Source organism: Bradyrhizobium sp. DN3 (assembly GCF_041357655.1).
GTDB lineage: Bacteria > Pseudomonadota > Alphaproteobacteria > Rhizobiales > Xanthobacteraceae > Bradyrhizobium.
Window position 1 is genome coordinate 245,388 of record NZ_JAULLN010000009.1, and the last position, 15,850, is coordinate 261,237.

The 15,850-nt window shown below is 65.6% G+C and carries 13 protein-coding genes; 6 read left to right on the plus strand and 7 right to left on the minus strand.

Features of this window, described 5'->3' with window-relative positions:
• Positions 1 to 18 precede the first annotated feature (18 nt).
• The 4 genes from AAE027_RS16300 to AAE027_RS16315 all read left to right on the plus strand — a co-directional run bounded on the left by AAE027_RS16300 (position 19) and on the right by AAE027_RS16315 (position 5,838).
• Positions 19 to 2,520, plus strand: coding sequence for a penicillin-binding protein 1A (locus AAE027_RS16300; protein WP_370990333.1), 2,502 nt, complete (start codon positions 19 to 21; stop codon positions 2,518 to 2,520).
• 209 nt (positions 2,521 to 2,729) lie between these two features.
• Positions 2,730 to 3,861, plus strand: a protein-coding gene (prfB, locus tag AAE027_RS16305; RefSeq protein WP_128934108.1) for a peptide chain release factor 2 whose coding sequence is annotated in 2 segments (ribosomal slippage) — positions 2,730 to 2,798 and positions 2,800 to 3,861 — 1,131 coding nt in all. Because the reading frame shifts where the segments join, the coding sequence is not laid out codon by codon here.
• Positions 3,762 to 4,745 carry an NAD(P)-dependent oxidoreductase gene (locus AAE027_RS16310; protein WP_370990356.1) on the plus strand — a complete coding sequence of 328 codons (984 nt, stop codon included), beginning with the start codon at positions 3,762 to 3,764 and terminating at the stop codon, positions 4,743 to 4,745. Before prfB ends, AAE027_RS16310 begins: the two co-directional genes overlap by 100 nt.
• A gap of 145 nt (positions 4,746 to 4,890) precedes the next feature.
• Positions 4,891 to 5,838, plus strand: coding sequence for a DMT family transporter (locus AAE027_RS16315; RefSeq protein WP_370990334.1), 948 nt, complete (start codon positions 4,891 to 4,893; stop codon positions 5,836 to 5,838).
• Here AAE027_RS16315 and AAE027_RS16320 read toward each other — a convergent pair whose 3' ends face one another.
• From AAE027_RS16320 to AAE027_RS16340, 5 genes are read right to left on the minus strand one after another with little or no spacing between them, the layout of a single operon-like run.
• Positions 5,839 to 7,119, minus strand: a complete 1,281-nt coding sequence (locus tag AAE027_RS16320; RefSeq protein ID WP_370990335.1) for an O-antigen ligase family protein — start codon at positions 7,117 to 7,119, stop codon at positions 5,839 to 5,841.
• Between the two features lie 11 nt (positions 7,120 to 7,130).
• A complete protein-coding gene (locus AAE027_RS16325; protein WP_370990336.1) occupies positions 7,131 to 8,510 on the minus strand; it encodes a glycosyltransferase family 4 protein in 1,380 nt (459 codons plus the stop codon).
• Complete coding sequence (locus AAE027_RS16330; RefSeq protein ID WP_370990337.1) at positions 8,507 to 9,247, minus strand: ABC transporter ATP-binding protein; 741 nt, start codon at positions 9,245 to 9,247, stop codon at positions 8,507 to 8,509. The genes AAE027_RS16325 and AAE027_RS16330 overlap by 4 nt, the downstream gene beginning before the upstream one ends.
• Positions 9,248 to 9,250: 3 nt before the next feature.
• Positions 9,251 to 11,179, minus strand: coding sequence for a glycosyltransferase (locus AAE027_RS16335; protein WP_370990338.1), 1,929 nt, complete (start codon positions 11,177 to 11,179; stop codon positions 9,251 to 9,253).
• A gap of 8 nt (positions 11,180 to 11,187) precedes the next feature.
• The gene (locus tag AAE027_RS16340; protein ID WP_370990339.1) at positions 11,188 to 11,349 is read right to left on the minus strand and encodes a hypothetical protein; all 162 of its coding nucleotides are present in this window, start codon (positions 11,347 to 11,349) and stop codon (positions 11,188 to 11,190) included.
• A gap of 128 nt (positions 11,350 to 11,477) precedes the next feature.
• Here AAE027_RS16340 and AAE027_RS16345 point away from each other — a divergent pair, with 128 nt between their 5' ends.
• Both AAE027_RS16345 and AAE027_RS16350 read left to right on the plus strand, forming a co-directional pair.
• Positions 11,478 to 12,389 (plus strand): DUF6502 family protein, encoded by a 912-nt coding sequence (locus AAE027_RS16345; protein WP_370990340.1) that lies wholly within the window; start codon positions 11,478 to 11,480, stop codon positions 12,387 to 12,389.
• A complete protein-coding gene (locus AAE027_RS16350) occupies positions 12,386 to 13,582 on the plus strand; it encodes a DUF5666 domain-containing protein (RefSeq protein ID WP_370990341.1) in 1,197 nt (398 codons plus the stop codon). The genes AAE027_RS16345 and AAE027_RS16350 overlap by 4 nt, the downstream gene beginning before the upstream one ends.
• A 42-nt stretch (positions 13,583 to 13,624) precedes the next feature.
• Here AAE027_RS16350 and AAE027_RS16355 read toward each other — a convergent pair whose 3' ends face one another.
• Together AAE027_RS16355 and AAE027_RS16360 are read right to left on the minus strand one after the other, a co-directional pair.
• Complete coding sequence (locus AAE027_RS16355) at positions 13,625 to 14,992, minus strand: M23 family metallopeptidase (protein ID WP_370990342.1); 1,368 nt, start codon at positions 14,990 to 14,992, stop codon at positions 13,625 to 13,627.
• Between the two features lie 111 nt (positions 14,993 to 15,103).
• Positions 15,104 to 15,784 (minus strand): peroxiredoxin, encoded by a 681-nt coding sequence (locus AAE027_RS16360; RefSeq protein WP_370990343.1) that lies wholly within the window; start codon positions 15,782 to 15,784, stop codon positions 15,104 to 15,106.
• Between the last annotated feature and the right edge of the window lie 66 nt (positions 15,785 to 15,850).

Below are 15,850 nucleotides of genomic sequence, written 5' to 3' on the forward strand. Positions count from 1 at the left end.
TGAACGGATAAACACATAATGCGCTTGCTGGTGCGGTTCATGGGCTTCCTGTTCGCCGCGGGAACAGTGGTGTTCCTTGTCGGTGTCGGGGCCGTGGCAGGCCTGATCTGGCATTTCTCCAAGGACTTGCCGGACTACTCTCAGCTTCAGGATTACGAGCCGCCGGTGATGACCCGCGTGCACGCGGTCGACGGTTCGCTGCTCGGCGAATACGCCAAGGAGCGGCGGCTGTATCTGCCGATCCAGGCGGTGCCGAAGCTCGTGATCAACGCGTTCCTGGCGGCCGAGGACAAGAATTTCTACGAGCATGGCGGCATCGACTACACCGGCATGGCGCGGGCAGGTCTGCTCTACATCCAGAACTACGGCTCGAACCGGCGTCCGCAGGGCGCCTCCACCATCACCCAGCAGGTCGCCAAGAACTTCCTTCTGACCAACGAGGTCTCCTTCGCGCGCAAGATCAAGGAAGCCTTGCTGGCGATGCGCATCGAGAAGACCTACTCGAAAGACAAGATCCTTGAGCTGTATCTGAACGAAATCTATCTCGGCCTCGGCGCCTACGGCATCGCGGCGGCGTCGCTGGTCTATTTCGACAAGTCGGTGAACGAGCTTACCGTTGCGGAAGCCGCTTATCTGGCCGCGCTGCCGAAGATGCCGGCGACCCTGCATCCGGTGCGCAACCGCGACCGCGCCATCGAGCGCCGCAACTATGTGATCGACCGTCTCCAGGAGAACGGCTGGATCAAGCAGGCCGATGCCGAGAAGGCGCGCAAGGAGCCGCTCGCCGTCACCAGCCGCTCCAACGGGGCCCACACTTTCGCCGGCGAATATTTCGCCGAGGAAGTCCGCCGCGACATCTTCGAGCGCTATGGCGAGAAGAAGCTGTATGAGGGTGGTCTCTCTGTCCGCACCACGCTCGATCCCAAGATCCAGGTCATGGCGCGCAAGACCATGGTCGCCGGCCTCGTGAATTATGACGAGCAGCAGGGCTATCGCGGTGCCATGAGCAAGCTCGACATTTCGGGCGATTGGGGCGTGAAGCTTGCCGAGATCAAGTCGCTCTCCGACATCTCGCCATGGCGCATGGCGGTGGTGCTGGAGACCAGCGACCAGTCGGCGCGCATCGGCTTCCAGCCGAGCCGCGAGCTTGGCGGTGCCATCAGCAAGCAGCGCGAGACCGGCATCGTCACGGTCGACGGCGTGCGCTGGGCACGGGCCACGCAGGGTGGCACAAGGGGCAAGACGCCGACGGCGGTGTCGCAGGTGCTCCAGCCCGGCGACGTCATTTATGCCGATCCGCTCTACAAGGACGGTCAGCCCGTCGAGGGCCAGTACCGGCTACGTCAGATCCCCGAAGTGTCGGGCGCGATGGTGGTGATGGATCCCTCGACCGGCCGCGTGCTCGCGATGGTCGGCGGCTTTTCGTTCGACCAGAGCCAGTTCAATCGCGCCACGCAGGCCTATCGGCAGCCGGGTTCGTCGTTCAAGCCGATCGTCTATTCGGCCGCGCTCGACAACGGCTATACGCCGTCGACTGTGGTGCTCGACGCGCCGATCGAAATCGATCAGGGCCAGGGCGCCGGCGTGTGGCGGCCTGAAAACTTCTCCTCGGGCAAGTTCCAGGGACCGGTGACGCTGCGCAACGCGCTGCGGCAGTCGCTGAACACCGTGACGGTGCGCCTCGCGCAGGACATCGGCATGCCCCTGATCGGCGAATATGCCCGCCGCTTCGGCGTCTATGACGAGCTGCCGAACTATCTGTCTTACGCGCTTGGCGCCGGCGAAACGACGGCGATGCGCATGGTCACGGCTTACTCGATGCTCGCCAATGGTGGCCGCCGGGTGAAGCCGACCTTGATCGACCGCATCCAGGACCGCTACGGCCGCACCATCTTCAAGCATGACCAGCGCGAATGTCGCGGCTGCGACGCGCCGGGCGGCTGGAAGAATCAGGCCGAGCCGCAGCTGATCGACCGCCGCGAGCAGGTGCTGGATTCCATGACCGCCTATCAGATCACGGAGCTGATGGAAGGCGTGGTGCAGGCCGGTACCGCGACCGTGGTCAAGGAAGTCGGCAAGCCGATCGCCGGTAAGACCGGCACCACCAACGAGGCCAAGGACGCCTGGTTCGTCGGCTTCTCGCCCGACGTCGCCGTCGCCATCTATATGGGCTACGACAAGCCGCGCCCACTCGGCAAAGGCAATGCCGCGACGGGTGGCCATCTGGCAGCTCCGATCGCGCGCGATTTCCTCAAGCTTGCGCTCGCCGACAAGCCCGCCGTTCCGTTCAAGGTGCCGGCCGGCATCAAGCTCGTGCGCGTCGTCTCCAAGACCGGCATGCGCGCAGGTCCCGGCGAGACCGGCGGAACCATCCTCGAAGCCTTCAAGCCGGGCACGGCGCCGCCGGATAATTATTCGGTCATCGGCGTGGCCGATGCCGACGGGCGCATGCCGGCGTCGCAGCAGCAGCAGCCGGATTCCGGCTTCTTCATGCGGCCAGGCACCGGCGGGCTGTACTAAAGCGCGAAGAGATTAGGATGAATCGTCATCACGCTTTAGGTTGTTGTTTGAGCATGATCTTTTCGGAAAACCGCTGCGCACTTTTCCGGATCATGCTTTAGCGGATAACGCTGACGTTTGAAGGAGCGGGCGGTTGCGCTTTGGCGCCGCCGCCGTTACATCCCCGTTGCAATCGAATGCGGAACAATTCCGCGACATCAGAGAACGACATGCGCGCCGAAATCGAGCGGTTGGTAGAAGAGATCAAGCAGTCAGTCGGGCTGCTGAGGAGGCATCTTTGACGTCGAGAAATCGACGGCGCGCCTCGCTGAGCTGAACAAGCTCGCAGAAGATCCCGATCTCTGGAACGATCCCCAGAAAGCCCAGAAACTGATGCAGGAGCGCACCTCGCTGGAGGATGCGCTGTCGGGCATCGGCAAGGTCGAGCAGGAGCTCGAAGACGATATCGGCATGATCGAGCTCGGCGAGGCCGAGGGCGATGACGGTGTCGTTGCCGAGGCCGAAGCCGCGCTGAAGAACCTCAAGAAGGAGGTGGCGCGGCGCGAGCTCGAGGCGCTGCTGTCGGGCGAGGCCGACCGCTTCGATTCCTATCTCGAAGTTCATGCCGGCGCCGGCGGCACCGAGAGCCAGGACTGGGCGCAGATGCTCTTGCGCATGTACACGCGCTGGGCCGAAACCCACGGCTTCAAGGTCGAATTCCTGGAAGAATCCGAGGGCGAAGAGGCCGGCATCAAGTCGGCGACCATCCAGGTCTCCGGTCACAACGCCTATGGCTGGCTGAAGACCGAAGCGGGTGTGCATCGCCTGGTGCGCATCTCGCCGTTCGACTCCAACGCGCGGCGGCACACCTCGTTCTCGAGCGTGCAGGTGTTCCCCGTCATCGACGACAGCATCAAGATCGACATCAAGGAATCCGACGTCCGCACCGACACCATGCGTTCGGGCGGTGCTGGCGGCCAGCACGTCAACAAGACCGAATCCGCGGTGCGCCTGACGCATATTCCGACCGGTGTCGCGGTGGTCTGTCAGGCCGGCCGTTCCCAGCACAAGAACCGGGCGCAGGCCTGGGACATGCTGCGTGCGCGCCTTTACGAGATCGAGCTGAAGAAGCGCGAGGAGAAAGCCGCCGCTGACCAGGCTGCCAAGACCGATATCGGCTGGGGCCACCAGATCCGCTCCTACGTGCTGCAGCCCTACCAGATGGTGAAGGATTTGCGCACGGGGGTGCAGACCTCGGACACATCCGGCGTGCTCAATGGCGAGCTCGACGACTTCATGGCCGCGACGCTGGCGCAGCGCGCCTTCGGCACCACCAGCGGCGACATCGAGGACGTGGACTGATCATGCCCCGCGTCGCCTTCATCGGACTTGGGCGGATGGGGCACGGCATGGCCGGCCGCTATCTCGATGCCGGTTTTACCGTGACGCTGTGGAATCGCAGCAAGGCCAAGGCGGAAGACCTGATCGCCCGCGGCGCGCAATGGGCGACCTCGCCGGAGGATGCCGCGATCGATGCCGATGCGGTCGTGACCATGGTCGCCGATGACGAGGCCTCGCGTGCGGTCTGGCTCGGGCCCAAGGGCGCGGCCAAGACCGCGAAGGCAGGCACCATCGCGATCGAATGCTCGACCGTCTCTTATGACCATGCCCGCGAGATGGGCCGCGAGCTGAACGCGCGCGGGCTCATTTACATCGACTGCCCGGTGACCGGATTGCCCGATGCGGCCGCTAGCGGAAAGCTGACGCTGCTGGTTGGCGCCAATGCAGCCGATCTCGAGCGCGCACGGCCCTATCTCGACCCAATCGGCTCGACCGTCCGCCATTTCGGTGCGGTCGGCACCGGCACGGTCTACAAGCTCATCAACAATCTCTTGGGCGCGATCCAGATCGCCGGCCTCGCCGAGGGCCTTGCGATCGCCGAGCAGGCCGGGCTCGACATGAACCTCGTGCTGGAGTCGATCCAGGCGGGCGTCGCCGCAAGCCCACAGGTGCAGCGCCACTCCAAGCGCATGGTCGCTCGCGATTTCAGCGGCGCGACCTTCACGTCGGCGCTGCGGCACAAGGATGCCGCCTACGCGGTGAAGCTCGCCGAGAGTCTGCTGGCTGATAAGCCGCTGGTCGCGCGTGCCGCGGTCGAGGCCTACACTCAGGCGAAGGCTGTGATGCCCGACGATGATGAGGGCAGGATGATCGAGCTGGTGTCGCGGCCGAAGAAATCCTCGTAGGCAGGTGTGTATCAACATGGGGCCGCCTTGGCCGCTCCATTCATTCCGAGCACCGGTTTTCAAGTCCGGTGCTTCATCGGAAATCGGGTGGCACTGTCCACCGCAGCGTTCTAGGCGATGGGCTCGGCCGCCGAGGTGAGACGCCATGTCCCCGAACGATAACCGGATCGATGCGCGCGACGGGTCGCTGCTCGCCGTGCTGTCGGTGCTCTGGGGTGGCTCGTTCTTCTTCAACGGCGCGGCCTTGCGGGACTTGCCGCCGCTGACGCTGGTGTTCCTGCGCGTTGCGCTTGGCGCTGCTATCCTGCTTCCGCTGCTGCGCATGCAGGGCATCGGTTTTCCCAAGGGCGTCGCGGGCTGGAGGCCGTTCGTCTTGATCGGACTGCTCAACAACGTCATTCCGTTCTCGCTCATTGTGATCGGCCAGACTTTCATTCCGAGCGGGCTGGCCTCGATCCTCAACGCCACCACGCCGCTGTTCACCGTGGTGGTGATGGCGGCGGCAGGCGACGAGACCTTGCAGATGCGTCGCATGGCCGGGGTGGCGCTGGGCCTTGCCGGCGTGATCATCCTGCGCGGATGGGGTTTCGAGACAAGGCCGGGGCAGGGGCTCGGCATTCTGCTCTGCCTCGGCGGCGCGTTGAGCTATGCCTTTGCGGCGCTGGCGGCGCGACGATTGCTGAAGGACGCAGCTCCGCTGGGCACGGCGACGTTTCAGCTGATGGCGTCGACCGTGATGATGGCGGCCGTCGCCGGGGCGGTGGAGCAACCCTGGCGCCTTCCGGTGCCGAGCCTCACAACCTGGCTTGCGGTGTTTGGCCTTGCCGGCCTGTCGACGGCGCTCGCCTACATCGTCTTCTTTCAGATCCTGCGGCGCTCGGGCGCGAGCAACGTCATGCTGGTGACGCTGCTCATTCCCGTCACCGCCATTCTTCTGGGATGGCTGGTGCTGGGCGAGCCGATCTCGATGCGCGAGATCGCGGGCGCAATCGTCATCGGCAGCGCGTTGCTCGTGATCGACGGACGCACATTGAGCCTGCTGCGCCGCGTCGCGGAGCGCAAGCTCCCAGTCGGCCACGAGCACAGCCAGTAGTCAGGGCCGGCTGCCGGCTTTCGCCTTCAGCGCCATGCCGCCGGCGACGCCGACGCCGAGCACGTACATCCAGCCCTCGTGGAAATCGAACAGGTGCGAGTTCAACAGCGAGCTCGTGACGTTCTGCACCACGACGACGAGACCGATCCAGGCGGCGACGCCTTCCCCTGCAAACAGGCGAAGATGTGCGATCCAGAGGGCGTAGAGCAGGACGACGCCCAGAAGGCCCCATTGCACGGCGACGTTGAGGGTCTGGTTGTGCGGATTGCTGACGACTTCGGAATCGAGGCTGCTCCCGCTTGTGGCGGCGCGCTCGAATTGGTGCTTGATCGAGCCGGTGCCGTGGCCGATCAGGGGCGCCTCGACAAAGGCGTGAAGCGACTTGCGCCAATAGGTCAGCCGCTGCGCCGTCGAGGCGCGGCTGATATCCTCATGGCCGTGGCGGTATTCGACGGCGATGTCGGTGATGCGCTGGCGCAGATAGGGCGACGTTGACCAGGCCAGCGCGCTCGCGGCGAGCGAGCCTGCGAGCAGGAGCAGTGCCGCGCGCAGGCTCAGATGCCGCCAGGCAAATAAGCCCAGCAGCACCGCGATGCAGAGCAGCGCGGTGCGAGCGGACGCGACGAACACCATGTTGGTGGCGAACAGCAGGATCAGCGCCAGGCAGCCGGCTGTCGCAGCCAGGTTTCGGCTGCGCCAGAAGGTCAACGCAGGGAGTGAAAGCGCGAACGCGCAGAGCGTGAATTCCTGACTCTGGTCGATGTAGTTCTTGACGGGAACGCCTGATGATGCCGTCGCGGTGATCTTCCAGCTGGGATCGAGTAGCACGATCCATGAGAAGACCGCAAGCAGCGCGCAGGAGGCGAGAAAGGCGATACAGACGCACAAGCCGCGTTCCGACCGGCTGAAATGATAGAGCAGCGGCGGAATGAGCACGAGCTTTGCGACCGGCTTGAGCGCATGCAGCCTGTCGGCCCATGCGCCGTCCGACCACAGCGTGCCGATGAGGGCGAGCAGCAGGAAGGCGAAGGGCAGGGCAAGCGCGGGCCGCATGAGCCTGCGCGCATAGTCGCGCCAGTCGATGGTCGGCGTGACCGCGAGCAAAAAGAGCCCGACGAAGATCGAAGGCGCCGTGGTCGACCAGGGCAGCGACGCCGCGATGAGGACGGCGAGCATGTCGGCAGCGCGGAACAGCGCGGCGGAACGGCCCAGGGCCTGCCATCGGTCGCGGAAAGTTGGCGGGCTGGCCGGACCGGACCATGCTGCCTGCTCAGCTGTCATCTGGCTGACGCCTACTGTGCTGCGACCAGGCTTTCTCTCGGCATCTCATGCCCGAGGAAATCCCGGGCCTGGGTTTCGTAGCCGAAGCGTTCAGTGAGCTCGTGGCGCCTCGCCCGGATCTTGCCGCGCCACTCCTCCTGCCGCGTCAGCACGCGGGTGACGGAGGCTGCGATCGCCTCGGTCGAGAACGGATCGAAATAGTCGGCGAGCTCGCCCGCGACCTCGCGGAAGACGGCGATGTCGGAACACAGTACCGGCGTGTTCGCGGCCAGCGCCTCGATGATCGGCACGCCGAAACCTTCGGCGAAGCTCGGCATGATCAGGCCGTGCGCTTCCGCGATCAGGGCCGCCTTCTCGTGCTCGTCGACATAGCCGGCGAAGCGGACGTTCGGCGGCAGATTGCGCATCCGGCTGATCTCGCCAGCATAGCCGATCACGACGAGATCGGCGTGGGGTACGCCGCGGAAGGCGCGGACGACGGTGGCGATGTTCTTGCGCGGCTCGTTCGAGACGATGACGACGAAGCTCGGCCGCCCCGGACGCCCCGACGGGGCTGGCAGGTGCAGGACATCCGGGGCGTCGAACCGGGTGCGGGGATACACGACCCGCGCCGGCAGGTGCGCAAATTGCGGCAACAGTTCCCTGAACCGCATCATGCTATAGTTTGAAACAAAGGCGAGCTCGTCGGCCTGGCGCAGGCTGGTGAGCAGCCGTGACAGGAACAGGCGTGTCGCGACGTCGCTGAGCTTGAGGTCGGTGAGCGGCAACAAATCGTGGACGACGCAGATCACCTTGGCGTTGGGCCTACGCCTGATCGCAACCCTCGTCGGCGTATCCACGACAATGACGTCATACTCGCGCGCGTCCACCCGCGGTGGCGGCAGCAGGAAGAACGCCGAGGAGTCCTGATAGCTGTAGAATCCGGGCTCGAGCTGAAAGTCGCGGAACAGCTCGAGATGGCGCAGGTCCGGCGGGACGTATTCGAGCGCCTCGGTCCTGTTTTCGATCAGCCGGGCGTGCAGGCCACGCAGGCCGACGGCGCGGAGGAAGCAGACGATGTAGTCCCACGACACCGACATGGTGGCCTTGTGGCGGATCCAGTCGAGCGTGCGCCGCAGTCCGCCGCGCACGACCGGCTCGCCCATGTTGACCTCATCGAGAAAGCGGTAGAGCGCAAGCAGCTCGATGTTGCGCGACTGCGCCGGAAAGAGCTTGGTGCGCCGCTCGCGCCGGTGCAGCTTGCGATAGCGCCGCGTGGTCTCGACCAGCAGCGTCAGCTCGTGCCCCTCGGCCGCGAGCGAGCGCATCAATTCACGCGTGAAGTGGAAGATGCCGCGCTTGTGGTTGGGCTCGCCGAGTGCTTCGGACACGACAAGGATGTTCTGCTTCATGCGCGTTTCTCGCGGAGCTCGAAGGTGTGGGTGGCCGGCGGGGTGACCGGGACGGTCGAGGCGACGCGGCCGTGATCGAGATTGATGATGCTGGTGCAGGTGCGGCGCAGCAGCGGCTGGTCGTGCGAGGCGATGATCACGATTGCCGCCTGCGATACGAGGTTCAGCAGCCGCTGCTGGGCCTTCTCCGCAAAGTGCTCATCGACGACGCTGAGCCATTCGTCGAGCAGGAGGATATCGGCAGGAAACGCCGTGGCGGTCGCAAACAGCACCCGCATCAGCATGCCCGAGGAGAACATCCGCAGCGGCAGCCGCTGCATGCGTGCCTCGAGCTCGGTGAAGGCCCAGATCTCGTCGATCACGCGGCGGGTCGGCTTGCGGCCGCTGATCCGCAGCAGCAGCGCGATGTTATCCTCGGCGACGAAATCCAGATTGACGCCCGCGTTGAGGCCGAGCAGCGGCACGACGTTGCCTTGAATTGCGATGTTGCCACCGCTCGGCGGATAGACGCCGGCGATCAGCCGCAGCAGCGTCGATTTGCCGGAGCCGTTGGGGCCGGCAAGCCCGATGCGGGCGCCGGCTTCGGCCTCGATCGTGACGTTATCGACGGCGCGGATGATCCGCATCTCGCCCGGCTCGCGAATGAGATGGCCGAGCAGCCGCCGTTTCAGCGAATAGTCGTAGGCACCGTAGAGCGGATAGTCGAGACAGACGTTGCGAAGACTGATCGAAACCATGCGTCAGATCCAGAATGCAGCTTTGCGCAGATGGACCAGCGTCAGCACGCTCGCGCAGATCAGGAGCGCCAACGCGACGAGGACATAGACGATGCTGACGGGATCGACATGGCCACCCGCCAGCGGCTCGCGCCACACGGCGAACAGATGCGTGAGCGGATTGATCCGCATAACCGTCGAGCGGTGGTTGATCATCTCCGACGACCAGATGATGGGTGAGGCGAGAAAGGCGAGCATCAATGTGGATTCAATGATCGGCTTGAGGTCGCGATAGCGCGTTGCCATCGCACCGAGGACGAGGCTCAGGGCGAAAGTGCAGACCACGAACAGCAGGAGGCCCGGCAGCGCCGCCAGCGCGTGCGAGAGATCGTGGCGTGACAGGATGAGCCACAGGAGCAGCGGCACGCAGGCGTTATGGAGCGCGAACAGCGCCTGGCGGAACGTGCATTGCAGCAGGAAGATTACCGGCGGCAGCGCCCGGTCGCGGATCAGGCTCGCGGAGTTCTGCAGCGCCGTGGTGGCATCGAGCACCACGCTGTTGAGGAAGGTCCAGGCCGTCATCGACAGCGCCAGCATGGGCAGGCGCGACAGCACGTCGGCGTTCGACATCTGCCCGATCACCGAGCCCAGCACCGCGACCACGATCGCCATCTGGAGCGACATCCAAAACGGGCCGAGCAGCGAGCGCACATAGCGGTGTCGCATGTCGGACCAGGCCAGCGCCGCCGCGATCCGGACGGTGTCCACCCATCCCGTCGCCTGCGGCGGATCGGCGATCGCCGATCGCTGCTCGCTCGGTGCGGCGATGGCCTCCCGGTAGACGGTCTCCATGCCTTGCTTGAAGGCCGTGGCCGAATAGCGGGTGAGGGCGCGCGCGCGCGCCGATCGTCCCATGCGGCGGCGGCGCTCGGGATCGCGGATCAGCGTGTCGATAGCCTCGCCCAGCCTCGCGGCGTCGCCGGGCGGCACGGTGATCGCCTCCATGCCGTGGCGGGCGACGCGCGGCACTGCGGTGTCGAGCGCCGTGTTCACGACCGGACGGCCGGCGGCCATGGCTTCCAACTGGACGAGGCCGAACGTCTCGGCATTGGTCACCGACGGCATCACGAAGACGTCGGCGAGGCACATCAGCTTGATGCGCTCGCAATCGTTGACCGAGCCGAGCAGGCGGACGCGATCACCGAGGCCGAGCTCCTGGATCAGTTGCTCGAGCCGCGGCCGCTCGGTGCCCTCGCCGATGATCCAGACCTCGAAATTGTGTGCGGCAGCGGCGCGGATCAGCACGTCGAAACCCTTGTAGGGCACCAGCCGGCCGCAGGCCAGCACGAGTCGGCCGCGATCGTTGACGTGGTGCGGTTCGATCTTCGGCCAGTCATAGCCAGAGGTGTCGATGCCGAATGGCACGACGTGGCATTTGTCCTCGAATTCGCGCAGCAACGGCGTGTTGTCGACCAGCACGTGGTCCGAGACGATGATCGCCTTGGCGCGCCGCAAGGTCCGCCGCATCAGAGGTTCGATAATCCAGCGCAGGCCGGCATGGGTGACGATGTCGGCGTGCCAGTGCACCACCAGCGGCCGCTTGGCGCCGAATCCGAAGGCAAAGACGAGGTCGGCGAGCGGGAAGGGGGCGTGGAGCGCGAGCAGATCGTGCGCGGCGATCTTGCGCCACAGCCGCCAGGGATAGGTGGGAGCGGCGGGCAGCGACAACAAATTGCCGAACGAGCGGACGCGTTCGACCGGAACGTCGTTGACGACGATCTCGCGCCGTTCGGCCGATTGCGAGCAGACCAGCACGGCGGAGGCGAAGGCATCTTTCAGGCTCGCGCAGATGTCGCGGATCACCGTGAGCGTGCCGCCGAACAGGTCGGGATAATAGACCTTGAAGATGTGCAGCACCGACGGGCGGTGCGGGGTTTCGTGGGTGTGATGCATGACGATGGTCAGCCTGCGAGGAGCGCGGCAAGGAACGGTGCGGCCAGCACCGCAATGAAGATCGCGCCGCGCAGCAGCGCCGGCAGCATCGGCTCGATCGCGCTATGCCCCCAATCGGGAGCCGGCATAGCAGGCGGTGAAGTGGAAATGCGGACCAAGCGGTCAACCATAGGTTTTGAGTCCCTCTACGTCGCGCCCTCAGTGGCGGTTCGTATATGTGGGAAAATTTACCACGTCAATCGACCTGGTGGAAAAAAGTGGGATTGTGTCCCACGTAAGGCATCGGTACAATTCAGACATGAATGCCAAGTCCGGATCCAAGGAGGCTGACAAATCGGCCGACAAGCCGATGGCGCCGCAGCCGAATGCCGCCGAGAAGCTGCACGCGCCGCTGGCGCGGCTGCTGCGCCCGCTCGTGCGGCTGTGCATCCGCAGTGGCATGACCTTCCCGGCGCTGGCGCAGCTGCTTCGCGAGCTTTTCGTCAACGTCGCCGAGCACGATTTCGCGCTGGAGGGAAAAGAGCAGACCGACAGCCGGGTCAGCCTGCTCACCGGCATCCATCGCAAGGAGGTGGCGCGGCTGCGCGGCGCCGGCGCACCCGTGCACGAGGCGCCGGCGGCGGTGTCGCTGACCAGTGCGGTGATCGCGCGCTGGCTTGCCGCGCCGGAATTCACCGATGCCAAGGGCGAGCCGCTTGCTTTGCCGCGAACGGCCGAGGGCGATGCGCCGTCGTTCGAGCAGCTCGTCGCCTCCGTCACCAAGGACGTGCGCCCGCGCGCGGTGCTCGACGAATGGATCGACCGCAAGCTCGTCACCATCAATGACGCCGACGAAATCGAGCTGGTCGAGGCCGCCTTCGTTCCGAGCGGTGAGGACGACGGCAAATGGCACTATCTCGGCCGCAATCTGCACGACCATATCGCGGCCGCCGCGGAAAATGTCTCTGGGGCGCCACGCTTCCTCGAACGCGCGGTGCACTACAACAACATCTCGCCGAAACTGGCACGGAAGCTCGAGGCGCGCTCGCGCGAACTCGCCATGGATGCGCTGAAGACAGCCAACCGCGAGGCCAATCGGGCTCTCGCCAAGGACAAGGGCGGCAACGCGCGCTGGAATTTCGGCCTCTACATCTACAGCGAAGATGCCGATGAGGAAGGCGGGGCGAAGGAGGGCGGCAAAGACGGTGGCAAAGAGGGCGCTTCGTCATGAGCCGGCCGCCGCTCATCTCCCGCCGCCTGCTGCTGATGGGATTCTGGCTCGCCGGCACGGCCATCGCCCGTGCGCAGGTCAAGCGCGGCACCGATCAGGGCATCGGCGGCACCGGGATCACGCGCGGCGATGATCACGGCATCGGCGGCACCGGCATCGTCGGCGTGATCCAGCGTTTCGGCAGCATCTACGTCAACGGCCAGCGCGTCACCTATGCGAGCGACGTTCCGGTCCGGATCGACGGTGAAGCGGCCAGCGCCAAGGCGCTGCGCATTGGCCAGCTCGCGCGCGTGGTTGCGACCCGTCAGGCCGACGGCACGCTCGTCACGCGCAACATCACGATCGCGAGCGAAGTCTCCGGTCCGATCGAGCAGGTGAAGGGCAACGAGCTGACCGTGCTCGGTCAGAAGATCGTCGCCGGCGACAAGGAGAGCAAGCTCCGTACGGGCACGCAGGTCGCCGTCTACGGCTTGCGCCGTACTGACGGGGTCATTGTCGCAAGCCTGGTCGAGCCGCGGCGCGATGCGGCCGCGCGCGTGACGGGGCTGGTCGAACGCGGGCCGGACGGCTTGCGAATCGGTGGGTTGAGGCTGAACGGCGTCGATCCCTTGCTCGTCGGCCAGCGCGTCCAGATCGAGGGCAGCGCGAGCCAGGGCGCGATGCAGGCCGCGCGCACGCGGATCGACGATTTCTCGGATCTCGTCGGCGCGAGCCGCCTGTCGGTCGAGGCCTATGTGCAGCGCATGGGATCGAACCTCCAGCTCGGCTCCGGGCTCATCGCCCATGACAGCTCGCGCTTCGGGCCAGCCGCCGGCGAAGCACGCATGGTGGTCAACGGCGTGTTCGATCGCTCACGCGGCCTCCAGCTCGATTCGGCGCGCGCGGTCGGTCAATTCCCGGGATCGCCGGGGCAGGCGCCCGGCGGAGCAGGCCAGCCCGGGCGCTCGCCGGGCGGCTCGATCCTGCATCCAAATCGCGGCACCGCCACGCCTGGCGGCGGCCAGCCCGGTGCACCGGGCGCGCCTGCCCCGGGGGCGAGCCCTGGCGCGCCGTCCGGCCCGGCGCCGACAGGACCGGGTGGCCCGTCAGGTCCCGGCGGTCTGGGTGCACCCGGCGGGCCCATGGGGCCAGGGGGTGGAATCGGTGGTGGTTTCGGCGGTCCCGGAGGCGGGATGGGCGGTGGCCGGCGCTAAGGCCACTTGTGGCGAACTTACGGGAAAGAGAGAAGCGTGGGCTTAGCCCGCGCTGAGCCGCACGCCGGCGCGCAAAAATTTCTGCGGATCGACCGCTTCGCCCTCGATGCGGGTCTCATAATGCAAATGTGGACCAGTGGAACGGCCGGTCGAGCCGACGAGACCGACCACCTGACCGATCTTCACGACCTCGCCGACCCTGACGTTGATCTCGGAGAGATGGCCATAACGGGTCGAAAGCCCGTTGCCGTGGTCGACCTCGACCATGCGGCCGTAGCCGCCGGACCAGCCGGCGGAAACCACCTTGCCGTTGGCGGTGACGCGAACGGGATCACCAGTGGCGGCGCGGAAGTCGAGCCCGGTATGCATCGCGGGCCGGCCGAGGAACGGATCGCTGCGCACGCCGAAGCCGGAGGTGAATTCGACCTCGCCGATGACGGGCTTGCGATAGGGCACCAACGCCAGCGTGCGATTGAGGCGGTCCAACTCGGTGCGCGTGGTGTTGAGGCGGTAGAGCTGCTTCTCGAACGGCCCAGCGTTGGGCGTCAATTTGACGGGTACGAAAGGCCCGCCCATCGCGGTGCGCGGTACGGCGGCTTCGAGACTGGCGAGGTTGAGGCCGAGATCGCTGACGACGCCGCGCATCCGGCGCATGCGTGAATCCATGCCTTCCTCGACGGCGCTGAGCGCCGCCATCTGGCGCCGCTCGACCTGATCAAGCGAGGTCGTGAGCCGGACCAGGACGTTGTCGAAGCCCTGGTTCTTGGCGAGTTGGCTGGTCGGCGGCGTCGCGACGTTCGGCGCGCGCGATTCGAGCCGCGCTTCGCGATCCGGCGGGGCCACGAAGATCACGGTGTCGCTGATCGGCGACGGCTTCGGCGTGCCCTGCGTTGCGTTCTGGCCGGCGTCACCACGCTGCGGTGTCGCGCGCGGGATCGATCCGGTCACGTCGGGCATGGCGCCGAGCGCCGTAGCCCGGGACTCCAGCGCCGTCTGGCGCTTCATGATCTGGTCGAGCTTCTGGTCGAACTGCTCCTGATCGAGCAGCTGCCGGCTGGTGGTGCGGTCGACCTTGGCCCGCAGCTCGGCGATACGGTCCTCATAGGCGTACTGCATCTCGGCCTGGCGGGCGATCAGCCGGGTCAGAACGTCGTCGCGGAAGGCGAAATAGGTGGCGGTCGCAGCCGACCACAGACCGAGCAGCACCACCGTGCCGACCACGATCCAGAACACCACGGGTCCGAAGCGGACCTGCTTGCCGGCATGGACAATGGTGTAGGCGTCGTCGGTCGCCGGAAGGGGAATCGCAACCGCCGTTGCGGCGGTGGTAGGACGGCGATGGAAGGCCCTTCCGTGGTCGTGAGGATGATGCTGGAGGTGCTGCGAGTATTGGGCAGAACTTTTCGACATCGGCACTCCCGCGCCGGTCGGATGAGTCCGTAACGGCCTAATTGCCGCAGCAATCTGGGCTGGTCATGGTTAATTTTCCGGAAACGGGAACATTCGAATTTAAAGGACTGGTTAAAGACCTCTTGCCGCTTCCAGCACCTCATCGGCATGGCCGTCGACCCGGACATTGCGCCAGATCCTGGCCACTCTGCCATCGCCCCCGACCAGTACCGTGGTGCGAAGAATTCCAAGGAAGCTTTTGCCATACATGGACTTTTCGCCCCAGGCGCCATACGCCTCCAGCATCTCATGCGTCTCATCCGAGATGAGGGGCATTGCGAGCTTGTGCTTGTCGCGGAACTTCTCCTGGGCCTTTAACGGGTCGGCGGAGATACCGAGCACGGCGGTGCCGGCAGCCGTAAAGGCGTCCGCCAGCCGGGTGAAATCGATGGCCTCCCTGGTACAGCCGGGCGTGTCGGCGCGGGGATAGAAGAACAGCACGAGCTTTTGGCCGGCGTAGTCCGTAAGCGTGACCACGTCGCCGCCGTCGCGCGGCAGGCGAAAGGCGGGAGCCTTCTGACCCTCGGTCAAGGCGGCCTTCGCCGCCCCGGGCGATTTGGAGGAATTTAACTGTTTCGATGCGGCCTTATGTGATCCTGCTTTTGCTACTGTCTTGGTTGATTTGCTCGCCGGCGTCCGCTGTGTTTTCGCGGACCTTGTTTGAGTCGTTGCCCGCGTTTTCAGGGTCTTCTTTTTGGCCGTCGGACTGCCGGAGGGCGTTTTGGACGATTTCTTTTGGGATTTCTTGGACATACGCCTTCCTTTCGTCGCTTTCGGCAGGTCAACCAAAGCGGTATTGCAGCTCTCGTCCGGTGTGCC

Excerpts from the sequence above, each read along its gene's own strand:
- AAE027_RS16300 (WP_370990333.1), top strand. The coding sequence starts at position 19 with ATGCGCTTGCTGGTGCGGTTCATGGGCTTCCTGTTCGCCGCGGGAACA.
- AAE027_RS16315 (WP_370990334.1), top strand. The coding sequence starts at position 4,891 with ATGTCCCCGAACGATAACCGGATCGATGCGCGCGACGGGTCGCTGCTC.
- AAE027_RS16320 (WP_370990335.1), bottom strand. The coding sequence starts at position 7,119 with ATGACAGCTGAGCAGGCAGCATGGTCCGGTCCGGCCAGCCCGCCAACT.
- AAE027_RS16325 (WP_370990336.1), bottom strand. The coding sequence starts at position 8,510 with ATGAAGCAGAACATCCTTGTCGTGTCCGAAGCACTCGGCGAGCCCAAC.
- AAE027_RS16330 (WP_370990337.1), bottom strand. The coding sequence starts at position 9,247 with ATGGTTTCGATCAGTCTTCGCAACGTCTGTCTCGACTATCCGCTCTAC.
- AAE027_RS16335 (WP_370990338.1), bottom strand. The coding sequence starts at position 11,179 with ATGCATCACACCCACGAAACCCCGCACCGCCCGTCGGTGCTGCACATC.
- AAE027_RS16340 (WP_370990339.1), bottom strand. The coding sequence starts at position 11,349 with ATGGTTGACCGCTTGGTCCGCATTTCCACTTCACCGCCTGCTATGCCG.
- AAE027_RS16345 (WP_370990340.1), top strand. The coding sequence starts at position 11,478 with ATGAATGCCAAGTCCGGATCCAAGGAGGCTGACAAATCGGCCGACAAG.
- AAE027_RS16350 (WP_370990341.1), top strand. The coding sequence starts at position 12,386 with ATGAGCCGGCCGCCGCTCATCTCCCGCCGCCTGCTGCTGATGGGATTC.
- AAE027_RS16355 (WP_370990342.1), bottom strand. The coding sequence starts at position 14,992 with ATGTCGAAAAGTTCTGCCCAATACTCGCAGCACCTCCAGCATCATCCT.
- AAE027_RS16360 (WP_370990343.1), bottom strand. The coding sequence starts at position 15,784 with ATGTCCAAGAAATCCCAAAAGAAATCGTCCAAAACGCCCTCCGGCAGT.